Here is an 18,296-nt window from a genome sequence, read left to right as displayed (position 1 = left end):
CAATTTATGCTGCCCGACTTGATTAACCAAAGCGAATTACGATAATCGGACTTGTCTCACGCCCGTTTCTCTACGGCGATGGCCGAATTCAGGAGTATGATGATGCAGTTGCGATATGCGATGACAGGTCTGGTGGTGGTTCTGTCGCTAGCCGGTTGTCAGCGTACGGCATATGATTACAGCTCCAACGCCAGTGCCGGCCCGGCGCCGTTGACGGCGCAGCCGGTTCCCTCGGTGCAGGGTGGGCAGCTTCCGCCGCCGACCGGCAGCTCGCAGTTTCCGGCCGCGCCGACGACGACGGCACCGATGCCGGGCGCTCAGCCCGGCGCAATGGCCGCCAATGCGCTCGATATTACCAAGGAATCGATGGTCGGAAGCTGGCGTGTCAACGGCAGCTGCGACATGTTCCTGACGCTGACCAATCTCGGCAGCGGTTCGCGCGGCGGAACGCGTGGCTGCGTCGGCGAGCTGACGGCAATGGGCTCCTGGGAGGTCGCCGGCAAACAGGTGCTGCTCAAGGACCGCTCGGGCAACCAGCTCGGCAGCGTCTACAAGACGGCCGACAACCGCTTTGAGGGACAGACGAGCACAGGTCAGTCGATCAGTCTCAGCCGGTAAATGTTCCGGCGGGTCTCCGCCGTTGACTGACAGGCGGATATGCCCTCATGCAACCAATGCCGGATTATGCGCTCAGCGTCTGCGAACAGCTTAAATCGCTGACCGCATCGGGCGCGCTCCAGGTCGATTCCGCCCAATTGGACGTGGCAAAGAGCCTCGACCGGGTGCTCGCCGGCCTGAAGCAGCGGCGGCCGGCGGCAAAATCGAGCGCGCTCGGCTGGCTGTTTGCCGCCAAGAAGAAATCTGCCGACGGCATCAAGGGGCTTTATATCCACGGCAGCGTCGGGCGCGGCAAGACCATGCTGATGGACATGTTTTTCGCCATGGCGCCGTGCCGGAAGAAACGCCGGGCGCATTTCCATGAATTCATGGCAGATGTGCATAACCGTATCGCGGCGCACCGGCTGAAGCTCAAGAACGGCGAGACCAGGCAGGCCGATCCGATGCCGCCGGTCGCCGCAGCGCTCTATGACGAGGCAGAACTGCTCTGCTTCGACGAGTTCACGGTCACTGATATCGCCGATGCGATGATCCTGTCGCGGCTGTTCTCCGAGCTTTTCGCGCGCGGATGCGTGCTGGTCGCGACCTCGAACGTCGAGCCCGACAATCTCTACCGGGATGGTCTCAATCGCGGCCTGTTCCTGCCCTTCGTCGCCTTGCTCAAACAGCATGTCGATGTCGTCACCCTGGATTCACCGACCGACTACCGCATGGAGAGGCTGAGCAGCCAGCCGGTCTATCTGGTGCCGATCAACGAGCATAACGACATGGCGATGGATGCGTCCTGGACGCAGGCGCTGCATGGGCGCAAGGCGCAGCCGCTGGATATTCCGATGAAGGGGCGCCACATCCATGTGCCGCTCGCCGTCGACCGCATGGCGCGGTTCTCTTTCACCGATCTCTGCGACAAGCCGCTCGGGGCGGTCGACTTCCTGGCCATTGCCGAACGCTTCGATACGGTCTTTGTCGATCACATTCCCTTGCTCGGGCCGGAAAAGCGGAACCAGATCAAACGGTTCATCATTCTGGTCGATACGTTCTACGATCATGCCGTGCGGCTTTACATTTCCGCGGCGGCCATGCCGGAGGAACTGCTGCTGCACCGCCGGGGCACCGAGGGCTTCGAATTCGACCGCACGGCGTCGCGCCTGTTCGAGATGCGCAGTGCGGAATATCTTGCGCTGCACCATGAAAAACGCGCCGCAGAGTAACAATTTGGTGACAGAATACCTTACGTTTACGTAAGAATTTTTGTATCTAAACGATTGAAAACGCTGCATCAAAATTAATGCATTGCCATTTTTGGGCTTTGGGTCTATGCGATTGCGTCATTGGGCGGTGCCTTGCGCGTCCGTTCGACGAATTTGATCGCAAAGGAAACAGCGAAAATGGCGCGTAACAAGATCGCACTCATTGGTTCTGGCATGATTGGTGGCACGCTGGCGCACCTCGCCGGCCTGAAGGAACTGGGCGACATCGTTCTCTTCGACATCGCGGACGGCATTCCCCAGGGCAAGGGTCTCGATATTTCCCAGTCGTCGCCGGTCGAAGGCTTCGACGTCAATCTGACGGGCGCCAGCGACTATTCCGCGATCGAAGGCGCTGACGTCTGCATCGTCACGGCGGGCGTCGCCCGCAAGCCCGGCATGAGCCGCGACGACCTTCTCGGCATCAACCTCAAGGTCATGGAGCAGGTCGGCGCCGGCATCAAGAAGTATGCGCCGAACGCCTTCGTGATCTGCATCACCAATCCGCTCGACGCCATGGTCTGGGCGCTGCAGAAGTTTTCCGGTCTTCCCGCCAACAAGGTCGTCGGCATGGCCGGCGTTCTCGACTCCTCGCGCTTCCGTCTTTTCCTCGCCAAGGAATTCAACGTGTCCGTCCAGGACGTCACGGCCTTCGTTCTCGGCGGTCACGGCGACACGATGGTGCCGCTCGCCCGCTATTCGACGGTCGGCGGCATTCCGCTCACCGATCTCGTCACCATGGGCTGGGTCACCAAGGAGCGCCTCGAAGAGATCATCCAGCGCACCCGTGACGGCGGCGCCGAAATCGTCGGCCTGCTGAAGACCGGCTCGGCCTATTACGCCCCGGCCGCCTCGGCGATCGAGATGGCCGAATCCTACCTCAAGGACAAGAAGCGCGTTCTGCCTTGTGCTGCCCACCTCTCCGGTCAGTACGGCGTCAAGGACATGTATGTCGGCGTTCCCACCGTCATCGGCGCCGGCGGCGTCGAGCGCATCATCGAGATCGATCTCAACAAGACCGAGAAGGAAGCCTTCGACAAGTCCGTCGGCGCCGTCGCCGGTCTTTGCGAAGCCTGCATCAACATCGCGCCTGCTCTCAAGTAGTCGCTGGGCTGAAGTAATCGAAACAGGGATACACCCATGAACATTCATGAATATCAGGCCAAGGCTCTGCTGAAGGGCTATGGCGCGCCGGTTGCCGAAGGTGTGGCTATTCTCAAGGTTGAAGAAGCCGAGGCTGCCGCCAAGTCGCTTCCCGGTCCGCTGTACGTGGTCAAGAGCCAGATCCATGCCGGCGGCCGCGGCAAGGGCAAGTTCAAGGAACTGTCGCCGGAAGCCAAAGGCGGCGTGCGTCTCGCCAAGTCGATCGACGAAGTGGTCGCCCATGCCAAGGAAATGCTGGGTAATACGCTGGTGACGGCGCAGACGGGCGAAGCCGGCAAGCAGGTCAACCGCCTTTACATCGAAGACGGTGCCGACATCGCTCGCGAGCTCTATTGCTCGCTGCTGGTCGACCGCTCGGTCGGTCGCGTGGCTTTCGTGGTGTCCACCGAAGGCGGCATGGACATCGAAGCTGTCGCCCACGACACGCCTGAGAAGATCCAGACGATCGCCATCGATCCGGAAGCCGGCGTGACGGCTGCCGACGTTGCTGCGATCTCCAAGGCTTTTGAGCTCGAGGGTGCTGCCGCCGAAGACGCCAAGACGCTTTTCCCGATGCTCTACAAGGCCTTCGGCGAGAAGGACATGGCTCTGCTGGAGATCAATCCGCTGATCGTCATGAAGGACGGCCACCTGCGCGTCCTCGATGCCAAGATGTCTTTCGATGGCAATGCGCTCTTCCGTCACGACGACGTCAAGGTGCTGCGCGACGAGACCGAAGAAGACGCCAAGGAGATCGAGGCCTCGAAGTGGGACCTCGCCTACGTCGCGCTCGACGGCAACATCGGCTGCATGGTCAATGGTGCGGGCCTTGCCATGGCGACGATGGACATCATCAAGCTCTACGGCAAGGAGCCGGCTAACTTCTGCGACGTCGGCGGCGGCGCCGGCAAGGAGAAGGTTGCTGCGGCTTTCAAGATCATCACCGCAGACCCCAAGGTCGAAGGCATTCTCGTCAACATCTTCGGCGGCATCATGAAGTGCGACGTCATTGCCGAGGGCGTGATTGCCGCGGTCAAGGAAGTCGGCCTCAAGGTTCCGCTCGTCGTGCGCCTTGAAGGCACCAATGTCGAGCTCGGCAAGAAGATCCTGAACGAGTCGGGTCTGGCGATCACGGCGGCTGACGACTTGGACGATGCGGCCAAGAAGATCGTCGCGGCGATCAACGGCTAATTTTGAAGGATCTGAAAGAATGTCTATTCTCGTCAATAAAGACACCAAGGTCCTCGTTCAGGGTCTGACCGGCAAGACCGGCACGTTCCACACCGAACAGGCGCTTGCCTACTACGGCACCCAGATGGTCGGCGGTATCCATCCGAAGAAGGGTGGCGAAACCTGGACCGGCGCAAAGAGCGAAAGCCTGCCGATCTTCGCAACCGTTGCCGAGGGCAAGGAGAAGACCGGCGCCAACGCGACCGTCATCTATGTTCCGCCGGCAGGAGCCGCCGACGCGATCATCGAGGCGATCGACGCCGAGATCCCGTTCATCACCTGCATCACCGAAGGCATCCCGGTCATGGACATGGTGCGGGTCAAGGCTCGCCTCGACCGTTCCAAGTCGCGCCTGCTCGGTCCGAACTGCCCGGGTATCATGACGCCGGAAGAATGCAAGATCGGCATCATGCCGGGCTCGATCTTCCGCAAGGGTTCGGTCGGTATCGTTTCCCGCTCGGGTACGCTGACCTATGAAGCCGTGTTCCAGACCTCCAATGAAGGTCTCGGCCAGACGACGGCCGTCGGCATCGGCGGCGACCCGGTCAAGGGCACCGAGTTCATCGACGTCCTGGAAATGTTCCTGGCCGACGAAGCCACCCAGTCGATCATCATGATCGGCGAAATCGGCGGTGCGGCTGAAGAAGACGCTGCGCAGTTCCTCAAGGACGAAGCCAAGAAGGGCCGCAAGAAGCCGATGGCCGGCTTCATTGCCGGCCGTACGGCGCCGAAGGGCCGCACCATGGGCCATGCCGGTGCTGTGGTTTCCGGCGGCAAGGGCGATGCGGAATCGAAGATCGCGGCGATGGAATCGGCGGGCATTAAGGTATCGCCCTCTCCGGCCCGCCTCGGCAAGACGCTGGTTGAAGTCCTCAAGGGCTAAGCCACCTATAGACCGGGCGGAGGAACGGCATCTGCGCCTTCCGCCCGGCCTCGACAACACGGAAACCAGCAGATGCGCCGCGGACAGGCGGCAATCGGAATGCGGCAGCCGGCCATCAAGCCGGCAATTCATCAAAGTCAGGAGGCGGACGGAAGCGTCCGCATATCACCATGGCACGGCAAGAAGCCAACGAGCAGTTTCAGATCACCTCGTTTCTGGATGGCGCCAACGCTGCCTATATCGAGCAGCTCTACGCGCGGTACGAAGAAGATCCGGCATCGGTCGACGATCAGTGGCGGTCCTTCTTCAAGGCGCTGGAGGAGGATCCCAGCGATGTGAAAAGGGCAGCCAAGGGCGCTTCCTGGCGCAAGAAGAACTGGCCGCTTCAGGCAAGCGGCGATCTGGTATCGGCTCTCGATGGCGACTGGGGCATCGTCGAGAAGGTGATCGAGACCAAGGTCAAGGCCAAGGCCGAAGCTCAGGGCAAGCCTGCCGACGGCATCGACGTGCTGCAGGCGACGCGCGATTCCGTGCGCGCCATCATGATGATCCGCGCCTACCGCATGCGCGGCCACCTGCATGCCAAGCTCGACCCGCTCGGCATCGCTGCTGCCGTTGAGGACTACCACGAGCTCTCGCCGGAGAATTACGGCTTCACGGCCGCCGATTACGACCGCAAGATCTTCATCGACAACGTGCTCGGCCTCGAATACGCGACCATCCCCGAGATGATCGAGATCCTCGAGCGCACCTATTGCTCGACGCTCGGCGTCGAATTCATGCACATCTCCAATCCCGAAGAGAAGGCCTGGATTCAGGCGCGCATCGAAGGGCCGGACAAGGGTGTGGCCTTCACGCCGGAAGGCAAGAAGGCGATCCTCGCCAAGCTCGCCGAAGCCGAAGGCTACGAACAGTTCCTCGACGTCAAGTTCAAGGGCACCAAGCGTTTCGGCCTCGACGGCGGCGAATCGCTGATCCCGGCGCTGGAGCAGATCCTCAAGCGTGGCAGCCAGCTCGGCCTCAAGGAGGCCCTGTTCGGCATGGCCCATCGCGGCCGCCTGAACGTGCTCTCCCAGGTCATGGGCAAGCCGCACCGCGCAATCTTCCACGAGTTCAAGGGCGGCTCGGCCGCTCCCGACGAGGTCGAGGGCTCGGGCGACGTCAAGTACCATCTCGGCGCCTCCTCCGACCGCGAATTCGACGGCAACAAGATCCACGTTTCGCTGACGGCGAACCCGTCGCATCTCGAAATCGTCGATCCGGTCGTCATGGGCAAGGCCCGCGCCAAGCAGGATATGACCGCCACCGTCTGGGACGGCGACATCATCCCGCTTTCCGAACGCGCCAAGGTGCTGCCGTTGCTGATCCATGGCGATGCGGCCTTTGCCGGCCAGGGTGTCATTGCCGAAATCCTCGGCCTTTCCGGTCTGCGCGGCCACCGCGTCGCCGGCACCATGCATGTGATCATCAACAACCAGATCGGTTTCACGACGAACCCGGCCTTCTCGCGTTCGTCGCCCTATCCGTCCGACGTCGCCAAGATGATCGAGGCGCCGATCTTCCACGTCAACGGCGACGATCCGGAAGCGGTGGTCTATGGGGCGAAGATCGCCACCGAATTCCGCATGAAGTTCCACAAGCCTGTTGTGCTCGACCTGTTCTGCTACCGCCGCTACGGCCACAATGAAGGCGACGAACCGTCCTTCACGCAGCCGAAGATGTACAAGGTGATCCGCGGCCACAAGACCGTGCTGCAGCTCTACGCAGCCCGTCTCGTTGCCGAGGGCCTGCTTACCGACGGAGAAGTCGAGAAGATGAAGGCCGATTGGCGCGCGCATCTCGAGCAGGAGTTCGAGGCCGGCCAGCACTACAAGCCGAACAAGGCCGACTGGCTTGATGGTGAGTGGTCGGGCCTGCGCACGGCCGACAATGCAGACGAGCAGCGCCGCGGCAAGACCGCGGTGCCGATGAAGACGCTGAAGGAGATCGGCCGCAAGCTCTCTGAGATCCCGGCGGGCTTCAACGCGCACCGCACGATCCAGCGCTTCATGGAAAACCGCGCCAACATGATCGCCACCGGCGAGGGTATCGACTGGGCTATGGCCGAAGCGCTCTCCTTCGGTGCGCTCTGCGTCGAAGGCAGCAAGATCCGCCTCTCCGGCCAGGATTGTGAACGCGGCACCTTCTCGCAGCGCCACTCGGTTCTCTACGATCAGGAAACCGAAGAGCGTTACATCCCGCTCGCCAATCTTTCGCCGACGCAGGGGCGCTACGAAGTCATCAATTCGATGCTTTCGGAAGAGGCCGTGCTCGGTTTCGAATATGGCTATTCGCTCGCCCGTCCGAATGCGCTGACGCTCTGGGAAGCGCAGTTCGGCGATTTCGCCAACGGTGCGCAGGTGGTTTTCGACCAGTTCATCTCGTCGGGCGAACGCAAGTGGCTGCGCATGTCGGGCCTCGTCTGCCTGCTGCCGCACGGCTATGAGGGCCAGGGTCCCGAACACTCCTCAGCCCGCCTCGAGCGTTTCCTGCAGCTTTGCGCTGAAGACAACATGCAGGTCGCCAACGTCACGACGCCGGCGAACTACTTCCACATCCTGCGCCGGCAGCTGAAGCGCGATTTCCGCAAGCCGCTGATCCTGATGACGCCGAAGTCGCTGCTGCGCCACAAGCGGGCGGTTTCGACGCTTGCCGAAATGGCCGGCGAATCCGCCTTCCATCGCCTGCTCTGGGACGATGCCGAGGTGATCAAGGACGGCCCGATCAAGCTGCAGAAGGACAACAAGATCCGCCGCGTCGTCATGTGCTCCGGCAAGGTCTATTACGATCTTCTCGAAGAGCGTGAAAAGCGCGGCATCGACGACATCTATCTCTTGCGTGTCGAACAGCTCTATCCGTTCCCGGCAAAGGCGCTGATCAACGAGCTGTCGCGCTTCCGCAACGCCGAGATGGTCTGGTGCCAGGAAGAGCCGAAGAACATGGGCGCATGGTCGTTCATCGACCCCTTCCTCGAATGGGTACTCGCCCATATCGACGCGAAGTACCAGCGCGTCCGTTATACCGGCCGTCCGGCCGCCGCCTCGCCGGCGACCGGGCTGATGTCCAAGCATCTGTCGCAGCTCGCCGCATTCCTCGATGATGCATTGGGCGGTTAAAACAAGGGGCGCGCAATGGCTTATTTCTTTCTGAGACTGCAGCCGCCGCGCCCCACTTTCCCGCATGACGGGACCGGGGAGGAAATGGCGGCGATGAAACGCCATGCCGAATACTGGCATCGGAACGCTCTTGCGGGATCGGCGATCATCGTCGGCCCCGTCTTCGAGGGTGAAGGCGCCTGGGGCATGGCGATCGTCGAGGTCGAAGATCAGGCGGCGGCGCAGGTTCTTGCCGACGGCGATCCGATCATCGCTTCCGGTTTCGGTTTCCGCTTCGATATCCTGCCGATGCCCTCGATCATCTCGCGGCCGCCCGCCATCTGAAACGCATAAACGAAAACACACGAAATCAGGATCTGAACAATGGCCACAGAAATCCGCGTTCCAACTCTCGGTGAATCCGTCAGCGAGGCAACCGTCGGCACCTGGTTCAAGAAGGTCGGCGACGCCATCAAGGCCGACGAGCCGATTCTCGAGCTTGAAACCGACAAGGTGACCATCGAAGTTCCAGCACCCGCCTCCGGCACGCTTTCGGAAATCGTCGTTGCTGCCGGCGAGACCGTCGGCCTCGGCGCGCTGCTCGGCCAGATCGCCGAGGGTGCTGCTGCCGCGCCGGCTGCTGCACCGGCCGCCGCTCCTGCTGCTCCGGCTCCCGCCCAACCGGCCGCTGCTGCTCCGGCCCAGCCGGCGGTTGCCGCCGCTGCTGCGTCGTCCTCGAGCGCCTCCGTCTCCACCATGCCGCCGGCACCGGCAGCTTCAAAGATGCTTGCCGAAAACAACCTTTCCGCCGATCAGATCGACGGTAGCGGCAAGCGCGGCCAGGTGCTGAAGGGCGACGTCATCGCCGCCGTTGCCAAGGGCATTTCCGCTCCGGCCGCCGCACCCGCGGCGACGCCTGCCGCCGCGCGCGGCCCGTCGACGGTCGAGGATGCCTCGCGCGAAGAGCGCGTGAAGATGACGCGCCTGCGCCAGACGATCGCCAAGCGCCTCAAGGATGCGCAGAACACCGCCGCCATGCTGACCACCTACAATGAGGTGGACATGAAGGCAGTCATGGATCTGCGCAACAAGTACAAGGACATTTTCGAGAAGAAGCACGGCGTCAAGCTCGGCTTCATGGGCTTCTTCACCAAGGCGGTGACGCATGCGCTGAAGGAACTGCCGGCCGTCAACGCCGAAATCGACGGCACCGACGTCATCTACAAGAACTACTGCCATGTCGGCATGGCCGTCGGCACGGACAAAGGTCTTGTCGTTCCCGTCATCCGCGACGCCGACCAGATGTCGATCGCCGAAATCGAGAAGGAGCTCGGACGTCTTGCCAAGGCAGCCCGTGATGGCTCGCTCTCCATGGCCGACATGCAGGGCGGCACCTTCACCATCACCAATGGCGGCGTCTACGGTTCGCTGATGTCTTCGCCGATCCTCAACGCACCGCAGTCCGGCATTCTCGGCATGCACAAAATCCAGGAGCGGCCGGTTGCGATCGGCGGCCAGGTGGTCATCCGTCCGATGATGTATCTGGCGCTGTCCTACGATCACCGCATGGTCGACGGCAAGGAAGCGGTTACCTTCCTCGTGCGTGTCAAGGAAAGCCTCGAAGATCCGGAACGTCTGGTTCTCGATCTCTAAGGGAGCGCTTTCGATGCGGAACCGGATCATGCGAGCGGCGCGCCTTCTTTTTTGCGCTGCCGCCGCGCATGTCCCGGCCTCCACATCGGCTGCCGGCTGGGATATCGGCAAGGCAAGCAGCAATTTCGAGCTGGTGGCGCTTGGTGATGCCGAGCTTTCCGGTCGGTCGATCGGCGTCATCCATATGGGCAATCTCGAGCTGACATCGGGGCGCATCGTTGCCGGTGATCCGCTCGCCCAGCCCGACCGTCCGGCACTAGCAAGAACGGTTGCGCCTGGCGAGTATCCGGTGACGCTCTACCAGGCCTTCGGGCGCATCGCCGCTGCCAGCATGCGGTTTGCCGAGGGCAAGCCGGATCGTTGGGAGCTTGCGGTCCTGCCAGGGCAGGACCCGGCGACGCTGAAGGACGGCGAGATCTTCGGCTATCCCGTCGATGCCGGCCTCGGCTGCTACATGGATGCCGATACGCTTGATCTGATCGGAGAGCGCGAGGCCCAGGTGCAGGCGCAGAAAGCGGGTTCCGACGTCAACTATTACGACGACGTGCTGGCGTCGGACCTCAACGCGAACAAGGGCATCTATGCGCTGCACCGGCCGGTCGCCGGCAGACGAGGCAATGTCGCGGTGTTCTGGAGCGGCTGGGGCGACGGTTTCTATCCGGTCTTCTGGGGGCTAGACGGGCATGGTCGTGCGCTGGTGCTGCTGACGGATTTCAGCGTTGTCGAGAATGCCGACGGGCGCAAGGAGCCGAAGCTGCAATGAGCGGAAGGACCGGGATTACGACGAGACGGACAGGCGTGGCTGCAATGGCAGCCGCCGCGTTTTTCGTCGTTCCGGCATCCACCTTCGGTGCCGCATGCAAGCAGGAGCAGGCCGTCTACGTCGATCGCGACGGTGCCTATGAATTGCGCTTTGCACCGCTGAATTCTCCATCGGCCGCTGCCAGCAACCAGTTCAAGGTCAGCGCGCTGAAGACGTCAGTCGTGATGGAAGGTTATGTCATGCCGTCGGAAGATCCGGTGCGCGCGATCGGCATCCTGATGTTCAACTGCCCCGAGGGTGATGCGACCGGCGCCGATCTCAATGCCTGCACGGTTTGGCAGGGCGCCGTCTACGGCATGGATGCCGAGGGCGAGATGGACAATCTGCAACCCGAAGGCGCTGCGGCGGCCGAAAAACTCGTGCTCCCCGGTCTTGGTCCCGCCATCCGCGAATCCAGCGCCTGGGGCGAGGGCAAGGCCGTGGTGGCACCCTGGGACGTGCTGACATTTAAGGAGTGTGCGACATGAGCGATACACCTGTTGTTCTCATTACCGGCGGGAGCCGAGGCATCGGCGCTGCGGCTTCGCGGCTTGCCGCGCGCCAGGGCTGGCGCGTTGCGGTGAACTACGCCGCCAACCGTCAAGCCGCGGATGCTGTCGTGGCTGCGATTGTCGAGGATGGCGGCGAGGCCGTGGCGATCCAGGGCGATGTCGGCAAGGCTGCGGATATCGTCTCGATGTTCACGGCAGTCGACCGGCATTTCGGCCGGCTCGACGGGCTCGTCAACAATGCCGGCATCGTCGATTATCCGCAGCGCGTCGACGAGATGTCGGTAGAGCGGATCGAGCGCATGCTGCGCGTCAATGTGACCGGGTCGATACTCTGCGCGGCAGAGGCCATACGCCGCATGTCGAGCCGGCATGGCGGGAAAGGCGGGGCGATCGTCAATATCTCGTCGATGGCGGCGATCCTCGGTTCGGCGACGCAGTATGTCGACTATGCCGCCTCGAAGGCGGCGATCGACACGTTCACCGTCGGGCTGGCGCGTGAGGTCGCAGCCGAGGGTATCCGCGTGAATGCGATAAGGCCCGGCGTCATCGAAACCGACCTTCATGCCTCCGGCGGCCTGCCGGATCGGCCGAGGGAGCTGGCGCCGTCGATCCCGATGCAGCGCGCGGGCACGCCCGCGGAGGTGGCGGATGCGATCCTCTATCTCCTTTCACCTTCGGCTTCCTATATAACCGGCGCGATCCTCAATGTGAGCGGCGGCCGCTAGAACAACGGGCGAAAAACAGCTGCAATATATTATCGAATTCCTCGGCCTGATATCGCGCGGCCGATTAAACAAAAATCCAAAGGGAAAGAAGCAATGTCCTACGATGTGATCATTATCGGAACCGGTCCGGGCGGCTATGTCTGCGCCGTCAAGGCGGCCCAGCTTGGCCTCAAGGTAGCCGTCGTCGAAAGGCAGGCGACCTATGGCGGCACCTGCCTGAACGTCGGCTGCATTCCGTCGAAGGCGCTGCTGCATGCCTCCGAAATGTTCCATCAGGCCGGCCACGGGATGAGCGCCCTCGGTATCGACGTCCCGGCGCCGACGCTCAATCTCGGCAATATGATGGCCCACAAGGATGCGACAGTGAAGTCGAATGTCGACGGCGTCGCCTTCCTCTTCAAGAAGAACAAGATCGATGCCTTCCAGGGCACGGGCAAGATCGTCTCGGCCGGCAAGGTCTCCGTCACCGGCGATGACGGCAAGGTGCAGGAAATCGAAGGCAAGAACATCGTCATCGCCACCGGCTCCGACGTCGCCGGCATTCCCGGCGTGCAGGTAGAGATCGACGAAAAGACCATCATCTCGTCCACCGGCGGCATCGCGCTGGAAAAGGTGCCGGAAACGCTGATCGTCGTCGGCGGAGGCGTCATCGGGCTCGAGCTCGGTTCCGTCTGGTCGCGCCTCGGCGCCAAAGTCACCGTCGTCGAATATCTCGACACCATCCTTGGCGGCATGGACGGCGAAGTCTCCAAGCAGTTCCAGCGTATGCTTGCCAAGCAGGGCATCGATTTCAATCTCAGCGCCAAGGTCACCGGCGTCGAAAAGGGCGACAAGGGCGCCAAGGTCACCTTCGAGCCGGTCAAGGGCGGCGACAAGGTGACTCTCGACGCCGAGGTCGTGCTGATTGCCACCGGCCGCAAGCCCTATACGGCGGGCCTCGGCCTCGAAGAAGCCGGTGTTACGCTCGACAATCGTGGCCGTGTCGAGATCGACGGCCACTACAAGACCAATGTCGACGGCATCTATGCGATCGGCGATGTGGTCAAGGGTCCGATGCTGGCGCACAAGGCGGAAGACGAGGGCGTGGCGCTTGCCGAAATCCTCGCCGGGCAGCATGGCCATGTGAACTACGAGGTCATTCCGAGCGTCGTCTACACCCAGCCGGAAATCGCTTCCGTCGGCAAGACCGAGGAAGAGTTGAAGGCGGCAGGCGTCGCTTACAAGGTCGGCAAGTTCCCCTTCACGGCGAACGGCCGGGCGCGTGCGATGCTGGCGACCGACGGCTTCGTCAAGATCCTTGCCGACAAGGAAACCGACCGGGTGCTCGGCGGCCATATCGTCGGCTTCGGTGCCGGCGAGATGATCCACGAGATCGCCGTGCTGATGGAATTCGGCGGTTCGTCGGAAGATCTCGGCCGGACCTGCCACGCGCATCCGACAATGTCGGAAGCGGTGAAAGAGGCTGCGCTCGCAACCTTCTTCAAGCCGATCCATATGTGATCTCAAATATTCGCAACAACGCATGCAGCCGCTTGCCGTGAGGCAGGCGGCTGTTTTATTGGGTGCGTATCGGCGCTGTTGGAACCAGCGCTCAGTCGAATGACGACCAGCTGGCTGCCGCGGCCTCAGTTCACCGCTGTCACGGTGAAGCCCTGCTGTCGCAGCAGTTCGATGACACCGTCTTTGCCGGGCAGATGCAGGGCACCGACGGCCATGAAGACGTTGCCGCTGTCGAGGATGGGCGCTGCGCGCTCGGCCATCACCTTGTTGCGGTCAAGGATGACGCGCTGCTCGAAAGCGGCATAATCGCTGTTTTCGCCTTCTTCCTCCGGTGTCACGGTTTTCAACATCGGCATGGTCATGCCGATGTCGCCGGAGAGGTAGAGGTCGGTCATCGTCTCGACGACGTCGCTCATCTTGTCGCCGAGTTCCAGCGTCTGGATCAGCGATTTCAGATGGAATTCGACCGGCAGATCGGCCATGGCCTGGATCTGCTCGGCAAGGGTTTCCAGCCCCTTGACCTGTTTGCCTTCGGCAATGGCATCGGTGGCGATCTTCTGGTCGAGGAACTGCGCGCCTTTTGCCTTGCGGGCGATTTCGCAGGCCGGCAGGGCAACGGCGCTCGAAATCATCCAGGGCCGCATCCGGGAAACGGCGCTGATCGGGATACCGCGCTGCTTGAGGCCGGTTTCGAGACGCTTGTAGTCCTCGGGGGAAAGCAGCTTGTCGATCGTCGTGCCGTCGGTGAACATCGTCAGCTCCGGCTTTGCGAGCAGGGCGGCGGTCGCCTTCCGCTCATCAAGGATCTCGTCGGATTCGATGATGATCGTGTCGGCGGTGTCGTGGGCTGCCTGGGCGCGCGGCGGCAAGGCAAGCACGCGCGGATCGGTAACATGCATGCTGCCGAGCAGCCACGAGGGTGCAAGTCCCGGCTTTTCGATCTTCCAGAAGATGCCCTTGCCGTTCGGCGTGGCGTCGGCTTCCTTCAGCGCCTCCGCGTAGCGGGTAGGGTCGTTCTGCTGCAGCTCGACCATCAGATTGCGGCCGGTGCAGGCGACGTCTTCGGCTGCTGCCGGCCTTGCCGTCAGGAAGGCGGCAAACAGGGCGGCAAGAAGCAGCATGTGAAAGGCTGCGATCAGCCAGAGCAACAGATTGGCCGGCACTGCGAGGTAAGACGTCCGGCGGCCGATTGATGTCGTCATGATGGGTGTTCCGATCACATGCTATAGGCTTCATGCTCTACGCCCGGCTTGCGCATATTCCTTTAAGAGAATGCGTTAACGAAACTTAAAGTGCATCACATCAAATCGGATTCATGGCGATGCACTTTAAAATCAACGCATCGTGCTTTCCAAAAAACAATTCCGATTTCCGGGCCGACGGGCTAGGCGCGCGGATGAGCCCGATCATACACCTCGAGCAGCCGCGATGCATCGACGCCGGTATAGACCTGCGTTGTGGAAAGGCTGGCATGGCCGAGCAATTCCTGGATGGTGCGCAGATCGCCGCCGCCGGCAAGCAAGTGGGTGGCGAAGGAGTGGCGCAGTGCATGGGGTGTCGCCGTCTCCGGCAGACCGAAGGCGCTGCGCATCTTCTGCATCGTGCGCTGGATGATCGCCGCTTGCAGCTTGCCGCCGCGGGCGCCGCGAAACAGCGGTTCTCCGCTTTCGAGATGATATGGGCAGAGCGTGCGGTATTTCTCGACCGCGTCGAAGACCACGGAGAGCAGCGGCACCAGCCGAGTCTTGTTACCCTTGCCGGTGATGCGCAGCGTCGTCGCGCCCTTCTGCAGGTCGGCGGGAGTAAGGTCCAGCGCTTCGGAGATGCGCAGGCCGCAGCCGTAGAGCAGCGTCATGACAGCCGCATCGCGCGCCGCAATCCAGGGTTCGTCATGGAGTTGGGCGTCGTCGCTGACGACGGTGATCGCCTGGGTGTCCGACAGCGGTTTGGGCAGTGATTTCGGCTGTTTCGGCGAGCGCACCGCGGCAGCGCCGGCGGCGTTGACCAGGCCCTTCTTTTCGAGATGGCGCAGCAGGGAGCGAAGACCGGCGAGATTGCGGCCGAGCGATCGGGCGCCGGAGCCCTGCTTGCGCCGGGCCGCCAGGAAGGCGCGGAAATCGGCGGAGCGCAACTCCCTGATATCGCCAAGCGTCACCGGGCCGGCGAGATGGCCGGTCAGGAAGGTCAGAAACTGGCGGGTATCGCGCTCGTAGGCGTCGAGCGTATGCTCGGAAAGACGGCGCTCACTGGCGAGGTTTTCGAGCCACGCGGCCCGTTCCGCCATCAGGCGCTGATCGGCGATAACAAGCAGTTCGTTCACGTTGCGCGCCTTGATTTTGCCTTCAAGTCCGCCAATTTGGAGCAGGAACAGTTATGGAATTGCTAATGCCGGCCAAGCCATTGTCATCCTTCGATCATATTCTACTGCGATAGCTTATACCCCATAGACAGGATCTTTCATGGCACGGCGCGATTCCATGACGGCTTTCGGACAGCTCGCGGAAGCGATCGCTCTCGTTTCATAGGGAAAGCCCGGTCATATCGTCGATACGCTGATTGCCGAACGCGGCCAGAGGATCGTGAAAAATCCGCTCTGGCCTGTCATGCGGCCGTTCCTCTATACGCTGCTGCGCTACAACAAGGCGCTCGAGTTCGCCAATGCGGTCGCCAAAATGCCGGGCTTCCAGTCGTTCGAATATCTGAGTGACGTGCTGAAACTCGACATCGGCATCACCAATAGCGAACGCATTCCCGATACCGGCGGCTTCATCCTCGTCAGCAACCATCCGACCGGCATCGCCGACGGCGTTGCCGTGTTCGATCTTTTGAAGGCGCGACGGCCGGACATGATGTTCTTTGCCAATCGCGATGCCATCCGCGTCAATCCGCGGTTTGCCGAGATGATCATTCCCGTCGAATGGCGGGAGGAGCACAAGAGCAAGCTGAAAGCGCGCGAAACGCTGCAATTGACCAACCATGCGGTGAAGGAAGGTAAGGCGACAGTGCTCTTTCCCTCAGGCCGCATCGCCTATTGGGCGAACGGCCGGCTGAACGAACGTCCGTGGAAGACTTCGGCCGTCGGGCTGGCGCGTAAATACAATCTGCCGATCCTTCCCGTCCATATGACGGCACGCAATTCCGGCCTGTTCTACTGGCTGGCGAAGTGGTCGACGGAGCTTCGCGACATGACGGTGTTCCACGAACTGTTGAACAAACGCGGCGACCGCTTCGATTTCGTCATCGGCAACCTCATTCCGGCCGAACAACTGGACGGCGATCTCAACGAGGTGACGAAGGCGCTGGAGAAACATACGGTGCACGACATGGCGAGAGATGGTGACGCGAGTTTCGTGCCGGTCGGCCTGCCGGTTGCGGCGACGTGCCGCGAGATTCTGGTTCCTGCAATCTAACCACCGGCATTGCCATGACGATCGATATCCGCCGGCTCCGCGATCGATTGCCGCAGGAGATCGCAGATCTTGAAAGCGAGGCCCGGCGGGAGGGCCATCGCCATGTCGCCCGCCTTATCGACGAATGGTCGGCCGGCGATAACAGGTTCGAACATCACGGTGAAACGCTGCTTGGCGCTTATGTCGATGACGCGCTCGCCGGCATCGGCGGCATGACTGTCGAAACGGCCATGTCAGGGGCGCTGCGGATGCGGCGTTTCTACATTCGTCCCGCAATGCGCGGGCGCGGCATCGGCCGGATGCTTGCCCTGGCTCTGCTCGACCATGCGCGTTCCTTCTGCATCGTCGTCACCGTGCATGCGGGAAATGATGGTGCGGCGAGGTTCTGGGAGTCGCTCGGTTTTCAGCCCCACGGACGAGATGGACATACGCATCTGCTCGCGTTGCAGCACCATAGCGATGATCCAGCGGCTTCGGATTTGCGCCGGTGCGTTACGCACCGATCTCCTTGAGGCGGATGGCCTGGCGCGCCAGCAAGCGCTCGACATCGGCAATATCCAGTGTCGAGAGCTTGGCGCCCGGCTTGCGCAGGGTGGCGGACTTGATCACGCCGCGCTTGGCGAGCACATATTTGCGCGAGGCAAGGCCGATGCCCTGCTGCTGTTCGTAGCGGGCGAGCGGCAGATAGGCATCGAAGATCGCATGGGCGCGATCGGGATTTCCGGCTGCATAGGCCTCGACGACACCAACCATCATCTCGGGATAACAAAAACCGGTCATGGCGCCATCGGCGCCGCGGCCCATCTCTTCGGGCAGGAAAAGCCCGCCATTGCCGCAGAGGATCGAGATACGCCGCATGGCGCCCCTGTCGCTGGCGGCGCGAAGTGCTGAGATTTTCGAAAGACCCGGCCAATCTTCATGTTTGAGCATGACGCAGTTCGGCACCTCGTTGACGATGCGCTCGATGACCTTGGGCGCGATCGTCACGTTGGTGGTGAGCGGATAATCCTGCAGCACGAAGGGCTTATCGCCGAGGGCCTCGCCGACCGACTGGTAGAAGGCGAAGGCCTGATCGTCGGTCTTGACGGTCCAGGGTGGCGCGACCATGACGCCGGCGGCACCCTGACCCATGACGGCTTCGGCGAGTTCGCTCATCGGCGCAAGCCCTGGCGCCGAAACGCCGACGACGACGGGAAGGCGCCCGTCGAGGCGCTTCAACACCCGTTCGACGACTGTCCGCGATTCCTCGGCGGTCAGCTTCGGAGCCTCGCCGAGCTGACCAAGCACCGTCAGGCCGGTGACGCCGGCACCCTCATAGAAATCGACCATGCTGTCGATACTGGCGAGATCGAGGGCGCCGTCATCGGTGAAGGGGGTTACGGCGATCACATAGACGCCCTTGGCATCTTCAGTCAGTCTGGCCATTGGTGCTCTCCAAT

The 18,296-nt window shown here is 62.1% G+C and carries 16 protein-coding genes and 1 pseudogene; 14 read left to right on the top strand and 3 right to left on the bottom strand.

The genetic code is table 11. The features are described from left to right. Nucleotides 1–102: 102 nt before the first annotated feature. The 12 genes from RlegSU303_RS21300 (at nt 103) to lpdA (ending at nt 13,447) form a co-directional block, all read left to right on the top strand. Nucleotides 103–618 carry a protease inhibitor Inh/omp19 family protein gene (locus tag RlegSU303_RS21300; RefSeq protein WP_003543526.1) on the top strand — a complete coding sequence of 172 codons (516 nt, stop codon included), beginning with the start codon at nt 103–105 and terminating at the stop codon, nt 616–618. Nucleotides 619–665: 47 nt separating this feature from the next. Continuing rightward, nucleotides 666–1,829: a cell division protein ZapE gene (gene zapE / locus RlegSU303_RS21295; RefSeq protein ID WP_017962387.1), complete on the top strand. Its 1,164-nt coding sequence runs from the start codon at nt 666–668 to the stop codon at nt 1,827–1,829. Nucleotides 1,830–2,006: 177 nt separating this feature from the next. Further along, nucleotides 2,007–2,969, top strand: a complete 963-nt coding sequence (gene mdh, locus RlegSU303_RS21290; protein WP_003543522.1) for a malate dehydrogenase — start codon at nt 2,007–2,009, stop codon at nt 2,967–2,969. Nucleotides 2,970–3,005: 36 nt separating this feature from the next. Next, nucleotides 3,006–4,199: an ADP-forming succinate--CoA ligase subunit beta gene (sucC, locus tag RlegSU303_RS21285; protein WP_011653813.1), complete on the top strand. Its 1,194-nt coding sequence runs from the start codon at nt 3,006–3,008 to the stop codon at nt 4,197–4,199. A gap of 19 nt (nt 4,200–4,218) precedes the next feature. Then, the gene (sucD, locus tag RlegSU303_RS21280) at nt 4,219–5,121 is read left to right on the top strand and encodes a succinate--CoA ligase subunit alpha (protein ID WP_017962386.1); all 903 of its coding nucleotides are present in this window, start codon (nt 4,219–4,221) and stop codon (nt 5,119–5,121) included. A 170-nt stretch (nt 5,122–5,291) separates the two neighbouring features. Continuing rightward, nucleotides 5,292–8,276, top strand: a complete 2,985-nt coding sequence (locus RlegSU303_RS21275) for a 2-oxoglutarate dehydrogenase E1 component (RefSeq protein ID WP_017962385.1) — start codon at nt 5,292–5,294, stop codon at nt 8,274–8,276. A gap of 15 nt (nt 8,277–8,291) precedes the next feature. After that, a complete protein-coding gene (locus RlegSU303_RS21270) occupies nt 8,292–8,600 on the top strand; it encodes a YciI family protein (protein ID WP_017962384.1) in 309 nt (102 codons plus the stop codon). 39 nt (nt 8,601–8,639) lie between these two features. Further along, on the top strand, nt 8,640–9,908 hold the full coding sequence (odhB, locus tag RlegSU303_RS21265) for a 2-oxoglutarate dehydrogenase complex dihydrolipoyllysine-residue succinyltransferase (RefSeq protein ID WP_017962383.1): 1,269 nt from the start codon (nt 8,640–8,642) through the stop codon (nt 9,906–9,908). Between the two features lie 13 nt (nt 9,909–9,921). Then, complete coding sequence (locus RlegSU303_RS21260) at nt 9,922–10,671, top strand: DUF4241 domain-containing protein (RefSeq protein WP_017962382.1); 750 nt, start codon at nt 9,922–9,924, stop codon at nt 10,669–10,671. Beyond that, nucleotides 10,668–11,198 carry a hypothetical protein gene (locus RlegSU303_RS21255; protein ID WP_017962381.1) on the top strand — a complete coding sequence of 177 codons (531 nt, stop codon included), beginning with the start codon at nt 10,668–10,670 and terminating at the stop codon, nt 11,196–11,198. Before RlegSU303_RS21260 ends, RlegSU303_RS21255 begins: the two co-directional genes overlap by 4 nt. Then, nucleotides 11,195–11,947: an SDR family oxidoreductase gene (locus tag RlegSU303_RS21250; protein ID WP_017962380.1), complete on the top strand. Its 753-nt coding sequence runs from the start codon at nt 11,195–11,197 to the stop codon at nt 11,945–11,947. The genes RlegSU303_RS21255 and RlegSU303_RS21250 overlap by 4 nt, the downstream gene beginning before the upstream one ends. A gap of 93 nt (nt 11,948–12,040) precedes the next feature. Further along, entirely contained in the window at nt 12,041–13,447 is a 1,407-nt protein-coding gene (gene lpdA, locus RlegSU303_RS21245; protein ID WP_131719983.1) for a dihydrolipoyl dehydrogenase, read from the top strand. A 125-nt stretch (nt 13,448–13,572) separates the two neighbouring features. Here lpdA and RlegSU303_RS21240 read toward each other — a convergent pair whose 3' ends face one another. Beyond that, nucleotides 13,573–14,649, bottom strand: coding sequence for a TraB/GumN family protein (locus tag RlegSU303_RS21240; RefSeq protein ID WP_131719984.1), 1,077 nt, complete (start codon nt 14,647–14,649; stop codon nt 13,573–13,575). A 182-nt stretch (nt 14,650–14,831) separates the two neighbouring features. Continuing rightward, nucleotides 14,832–15,767, bottom strand: coding sequence for a tyrosine recombinase XerC (locus RlegSU303_RS21235; RefSeq protein ID WP_131719985.1), 936 nt, complete (start codon nt 15,765–15,767; stop codon nt 14,832–14,834). Nucleotides 15,768–15,906: 139 nt separating this feature from the next. On the opposite strand from RlegSU303_RS21235, the pseudogene RlegSU303_RS21230 reads away from it, so the two are divergent. Both RlegSU303_RS21230 and RlegSU303_RS21225 read left to right on the top strand, forming a co-directional pair. After that, nucleotides 15,907–16,857: pseudogene (locus RlegSU303_RS21230) on the top strand (GNAT family N-acetyltransferase). A gap of 14 nt (nt 16,858–16,871) precedes the next feature. Continuing rightward, complete coding sequence (locus RlegSU303_RS21225) at nt 16,872–17,369, top strand: GNAT family N-acetyltransferase (RefSeq protein WP_131719987.1); 498 nt, start codon at nt 16,872–16,874, stop codon at nt 17,367–17,369. Here RlegSU303_RS21225 and RlegSU303_RS21220 read toward each other — a convergent pair. Beyond that, nucleotides 17,350–18,282 (bottom strand): dihydrodipicolinate synthase family protein, encoded by a 933-nt coding sequence (locus tag RlegSU303_RS21220; protein WP_131719988.1) that lies wholly within the window; start codon nt 18,280–18,282, stop codon nt 17,350–17,352. The genes RlegSU303_RS21225 and RlegSU303_RS21220 overlap by 20 nt on opposite strands. Nucleotides 18,283–18,296: the final 14 nt, after the last annotated feature.

Origin of the sequence: Rhizobium sp. SU303 (assembly GCF_021052345.1) — a bacterium.
In the GTDB taxonomy this organism is placed as follows: Bacteria; Pseudomonadota; Alphaproteobacteria; order Rhizobiales; family Rhizobiaceae; genus Rhizobium; species Rhizobium laguerreae.
The sequence above is the reverse complement of the archived record's forward strand: the minus strand, read 5'-3'. Positions and strand labels throughout refer to the sequence as shown.

What these genes read in the sequence shown, in the direction of transcription:
- RlegSU303_RS21300 (WP_003543526.1), top strand. Translation starts at nt 103, where the DNA reads ATGCAGTTGCGATATGCGATGACAGGTCTGGTGGTGGTTCTGTCGCTA.
- zapE (WP_017962387.1), top strand. Translation starts at nt 666, where the DNA reads ATGCAACCAATGCCGGATTATGCGCTCAGCGTCTGCGAACAGCTTAAA.
- mdh (WP_003543522.1), top strand. Translation starts at nt 2,007, where the DNA reads ATGGCGCGTAACAAGATCGCACTCATTGGTTCTGGCATGATTGGTGGC.
- sucC (WP_011653813.1), top strand. Translation starts at nt 3,006, where the DNA reads ATGAACATTCATGAATATCAGGCCAAGGCTCTGCTGAAGGGCTATGGC.
- sucD (WP_017962386.1), top strand. Translation starts at nt 4,219, where the DNA reads ATGTCTATTCTCGTCAATAAAGACACCAAGGTCCTCGTTCAGGGTCTG.
- RlegSU303_RS21275 (WP_017962385.1), top strand. Translation starts at nt 5,292, where the DNA reads ATGGCACGGCAAGAAGCCAACGAGCAGTTTCAGATCACCTCGTTTCTG.
- RlegSU303_RS21270 (WP_017962384.1), top strand. Translation starts at nt 8,292, where the DNA reads ATGGCTTATTTCTTTCTGAGACTGCAGCCGCCGCGCCCCACTTTCCCG.
- odhB (WP_017962383.1), top strand. Translation starts at nt 8,640, where the DNA reads ATGGCCACAGAAATCCGCGTTCCAACTCTCGGTGAATCCGTCAGCGAG.
- RlegSU303_RS21260 (WP_017962382.1), top strand. Translation starts at nt 9,922, where the DNA reads ATGCGGAACCGGATCATGCGAGCGGCGCGCCTTCTTTTTTGCGCTGCC.
- RlegSU303_RS21255 (WP_017962381.1), top strand. Translation starts at nt 10,668, where the DNA reads ATGAGCGGAAGGACCGGGATTACGACGAGACGGACAGGCGTGGCTGCA.
- RlegSU303_RS21250 (WP_017962380.1), top strand. Translation starts at nt 11,195, where the DNA reads ATGAGCGATACACCTGTTGTTCTCATTACCGGCGGGAGCCGAGGCATC.
- lpdA (WP_131719983.1), top strand. Translation starts at nt 12,041, where the DNA reads ATGTCCTACGATGTGATCATTATCGGAACCGGTCCGGGCGGCTATGTC.
- RlegSU303_RS21240 (WP_131719984.1), bottom strand. Translation starts at nt 14,649, where the DNA reads ATGACGACATCAATCGGCCGCCGGACGTCTTACCTCGCAGTGCCGGCC.
- RlegSU303_RS21225 (WP_131719987.1), top strand. Translation starts at nt 16,872, where the DNA reads ATGACGATCGATATCCGCCGGCTCCGCGATCGATTGCCGCAGGAGATC.
- RlegSU303_RS21220 (WP_131719988.1), bottom strand. Translation starts at nt 18,282, where the DNA reads ATGGCCAGACTGACTGAAGATGCCAAGGGCGTCTATGTGATCGCCGTA.